This is a genomic window from Microbulbifer sp. (assembly GCF_051659245.1).
Classification (GTDB): domain Bacteria; phylum Pseudomonadota; class Gammaproteobacteria; order Pseudomonadales; family Cellvibrionaceae; genus Microbulbifer.
Map to the genome: position 1 here is coordinate 1 of NZ_JBOFOC010000030.1, position 4,525 is coordinate 4,525.

Genomic DNA, 4,525 nt, shown 5'->3' on the forward strand with positions numbered 1-4,525 from the left:
ATGGCAGCTTCGCGCTGGTCAACATCGGGCGCTACCGGTTTATGCGCAAGGATCCGGCTCGCGAGTTCCTGTTCCATGAGTACACCCATTTCCTGACCTACGGGAGAAGCGCGGTTCATTATCCCTATTGGTACAGCGAGGGGTTTGCGGAAGTCTTCTCGACCGTGAGTTTCCCCGAAGACGGCAAGTATCTATTTGGGGATATCCCCATGGAGCGCGCGACCTCGCTGTACTACGACCACCCGATGCCGCTGGAGGAGTTGCTGAGGGCGACGCCGGCAGCGGTTGACAGGAAACAGGCCTCAAGGGTCTATGCGGGAGGGTGGATGTTGACCCACTGGTTGATCATGAGTAGCGGCAAGACGGGCGCAATCGGGGATTACCTGGGGGCCTACAACCGCGGCGAAGATCCCGTGGAGGCGTTGGTTTCTGCGCTCGGGATGCCGCTTGAGGAGTTGGAGGGGCACTACCTCGCCCAGGCGAAAGACAAGTTTCCCCGGGGTGTCGGTCAGATGCCCCCGGACTACAAACCGGTGCAGCCGCGGTTGACTCCCATTTCACGACAGGGCGCGGTGGCCGAAGTGGCCCGCTACCTGGTGATGTCGGGAAGGAATGCGGAATCCCTGCAGCAACTGGTGACCTACGCCCGCGACCAGGGGGCGGACAGCCATGAATTGACGTCGATATTGGCCTCCGCTGAAACCGAAGCCGGAGAGTTTTCCCGGGCGGAATCCATGCTGGCATCCATACCCGCGGAGCTGCATGGCGAGCAGTGGTTTCAGCACTCGGAAGCCGCTCTGTGGTTGAAAAGAGAGCTTGCCAAGGGGATACAGAGTGACCCCGAGCGGTTAGCGGCTACCCGCGACCGGTTCGTGGAGCTGGTCAATGCCGACGAGCAGGTGCCGGCCTATTGGCACGGCCTGGCCATCGCGATGCAGAAGCTGGGGTATCCGCGACACCAATATCTGGAAATGCTGGAACAGGCTTATGTGCGGGCCCCGCGGAACACGGGTATTGCCTGGTGGTATGCCTACGAGTTGTATTTCGATCGGAATTCGAAGATGTTTTCCCGGGTCGCGCGGCCTTTGCTGATGCAAATAACAGCGGACCGGCCCCGTGCTCGACTCCAATCCATGCTGGCGGACTTGCAGTCCGGGACGGGAGAGTCTGGTGTCGATAAGGTGGAGAAAAACAGTTTTTACAGCCTTTTCGCCAAGTACAGGGAGTATGCGGTGTATAAGGCCATTGCTTTGGCGCTCGACTATAAAGGCGCTTACGTATTTGGTTCCGTCTACGATTCGCCTGACCAGGATAGTGCCAATAGCAGGGCTCTGCAGGCGTGTGAAACCTATAGGGTGGAATCAAACGTTGAGGGCCAGTGCAGGATTTACGCGGAGGGTGATAAGATCATCGACGCTCAGGGGGATGCCCGCCGCCTCTGAACTTTACTCCTGCCCACCCGCTTCAGTCTCCATACACCCGCTGTATACTGGCCAACCTTTCGTTCTATTCCTTGGAACCAGGGATAGAGGAGGCTCGTCTGTAGCAGCCGGTTTGCCGGTGAATGGAAAGTATTATGGATATATTCGAATCCTGCCCGCCACAATTCCGCCCGCAACTCGAAGAGCAGTGGCACCACTGGCGCGAAGAGGTCGGAACGGGAACTGTTTCGAGAGCTGAGCTGCTGCTTGAGGACGAATCCCTGCAGCTCGCCGTCGCCCGAAGCTTTATCGGCTCGGACTTCTTCTACCAGCAGTGCCTGCGCAATCCCGAACTGCTGCCCGAATTCCTGCAGAGCGAAGACCTGGGCCTCGCTCCCATCGATATCGACACAATCGACAGCGAGGAAGCCCTCGACCGCGAGCTGCGCCGCCTGCGCAACCGCACCATCGCCGAGGCGATCTGGCGGGACTTCGCCGGCCAGTGGGATATTCCCCGGGTCTGCACCCGCCTCAGCGATCTGGCGGAAACCTGTATTCAAACCGCGCTGGACTGGCACCATCGCGAACTGGCCGGCCGCTACGGCGAGCCGCGGGACGACAGCGGCAACCCCCAGTCCCTGGTGGTGCTGGGCATGGGCAAACTGGGGGCCCGCGAGCTGAACCTGTCCTCGGATATCGACCTGATCTTCGCCTACCGCTCGCCGGGGCACACCGACGGCGAGCAGTCCCAGGAAAACCAGAAATTCTTTCAGCGCCTGGGTCAGCGGTTGATCAAATCCCTCGACGCCATGACCGCCGACGGCTTCGTGTTCCGCGTGGACATGCGCCTGCGCCCCTACGGCGACAGCGGTCCGCTGGTGAGCCACTTCGCCGCCCTGGAGGATTACTACCAGACCCAGGGGCGCGAATGGGAGCGCTACGCCATGGTCAAGGCGCGCCCGGTGGCGGGCAGCGGGGCCGACGCCGCCGAACTGATGGAGCTGCTGCGCCCTTTCACCTACCGCCGCTATATCGATTTCAGCGCGATAGACGCGCTGCGCGAAATGAAATCGCTGATCCAGCGCCAGGTGCGCGCCCGCAGCCTCGGTGACAATATCAAGCTGGGCCGCGGCGGCATCCGCGAAGTCGAATTTATTGTCCAGTCCTTCCAGCTGATCCGCGGCGGCCGCGAGCCGGCCCTGCGCGAGCGCGGCCTGCTCAAGCTGCTGCCGCTGCTGGAGAGCGACGGTCACCTGGAGCCCGGCGCCGCCGACCAGCTGGCGCTGGCCTACCTGCTGCTGCGCCGGGTCGAGCATGCGCTGCAGGCGGAGGGCGACCGGCAGACCCAGACCCTGCCGGCGGAGAGCGAGCGCCGCGAGCGGCTGGCTTTCGCCCTCGGCTATGACAACTGGGAACAGTTACTCGGCGAACTGGCCGACCGGCGCGGGGTGATTGAGCGGGAGTTCGACATGGTGATCGCGCCGCCGGAGGAGATCGCCGAACCCAGTGCGGCGGAGGAGTGGGAGAGCCTGTGGGCCGGCTGCGGCAGTGAGACCCTGGAAGCGGTCAACCTGCGCACCCTGGGCGAAGCGGGCTTCGCCCCCGCCCCGGCGGCACTGAAGTTGCTGGCGGAACTGCGCGGTGAGCGCATCGTTTCCGCCTTGCCCAGTACCGCGCGCGCGCGCCTGGACCGGTTTATCCCCCTGTTGCTGGCCGCCGCCGCACAGGAGGAAAATTCACTGCTGGCCCTCGAACGGGTCCTGCCGCTGGTGCGCTCGGTACTGCGCCGCAGCGCCTACCTGGTGCTGATCAACGAAAATCCCCCGGTACTGAACCAGCTGTTGAGCCTGTGCAGCGCCAGCCCCCGAATCGCCGAGCAACTGGCCCGCCACCCGATACTGCTGGACGAACTGCTGGATCCCCGCCGCTTGCTGGCACCCGCCTCCCGGGAGGATATCGCCGACGAACTGCGCCGGGAAATGCTGCGCCTGGACCCCGGCGACCTGGAGATGCAGATGGAGGCACTGCGTCACTTCAAGCAGAGCCAGAGCCTGCGCATCGCCGCCCAGGAGGTGAACGGCACACTGCCGCTGATGAAAGTGAGCGACTCCCTCACTTGGCTGGCGGAAGCGATACTGCAGCAGTCACTGCAGATGGCCTGGCGGCAGATGGTGGAAAAATACGGCGCACCCGGGGGGAGCGCCGATGGGGACATGCGCTTCGCCATCGTCGCCTACGGCAAGCTGGGCGGCCTGGAGCTGGGCCACGGCTCGGACCTGGATATCGTCTTCGTGCACGATGCCGACCCGCAAAAAAGCACCGACGGCGCCACCAGAATCGACAACCTGAGTTTCTACACCCGCCTGGCCCAGCGGCTGATCCATATCCTGCAGACCCGTACCCTCAGCGGCCCCCTGTACGAGGTGGACACCCGCCTGCGCCCCTCCGGCAAGTCCGGCCTGCTGGTGACCTCCCTGGCCGCGTTCGAAAAATACCAGCGCGAGAGCGCCTGGACCTGGGAGCACCAGGCGCTGGTGCGCGCCCGCCCGGTGGCGGGCAGCCCGCGCCTCTGCGCCGGGTTTGAACAGTTGCGCCTGGACCTGCTGTGCCAGCCCCGCGACGAGAAGAAATTGCGCGGCGAAGTGGTCGCCATGCGCGATAAAATGCGCGCGCACCTGGATAAGAGCAACGGCAGCACTTTCGACCTCAAGCAGGGCCCCGGCGGTATTGTCGACATCGAATTTGTGGTTCAATATGCAGCACTGGCCTGGGCGCAGAAAGCGCCGTCGATTGTGCGGTACACCGACAATATCCGCATACTCGAAAGCCTCATCGAGGCGGGCCTGATGCCGGCCCACCAAGCCGCGCATCTGATCGACGCCTACAAAGCCTACCGATCCGAAGGTCATCGCCTGGCGCTACAACAACTGCCGGGAGCTGTTGCCGGTGACCACTTCAAAGCGGAAAGAAAGACCGTGCAAACAAGCTGGCGGCAACTGCTCGGTTGAGCCCCGCCTAAACTGTTTTTACCGGAATTCTCCTTGTGGGAGCGGCGGGGCGGCCATCCGCCGTGCCCGCGATCGGCATCGCTGGATAGCATAGGC

2 protein-coding genes are annotated in these 4,525 nt (G+C 63.3%); both read left to right on the forward strand.

The annotated features are described in order from the left end of the window. On the forward strand, window positions 1-1,442 hold a 1,442-nt coding region (locus ACRC0P_RS03370), incomplete at its 5' end, for a hypothetical protein (RefSeq protein WP_438628377.1). A gap of 134 nt (window positions 1,443-1,576) precedes the next feature. Further along, window positions 1,577-4,429, forward strand: coding sequence for a bifunctional [glutamate--ammonia ligase]-adenylyl-L-tyrosine phosphorylase/[glutamate--ammonia-ligase] adenylyltransferase (glnE, locus tag ACRC0P_RS03375; protein WP_438628378.1), 2,853 nt, complete (start codon window positions 1,577-1,579; stop codon window positions 4,427-4,429). The last annotated feature ends 96 nt before the right edge of the window (window positions 4,430-4,525 follow it).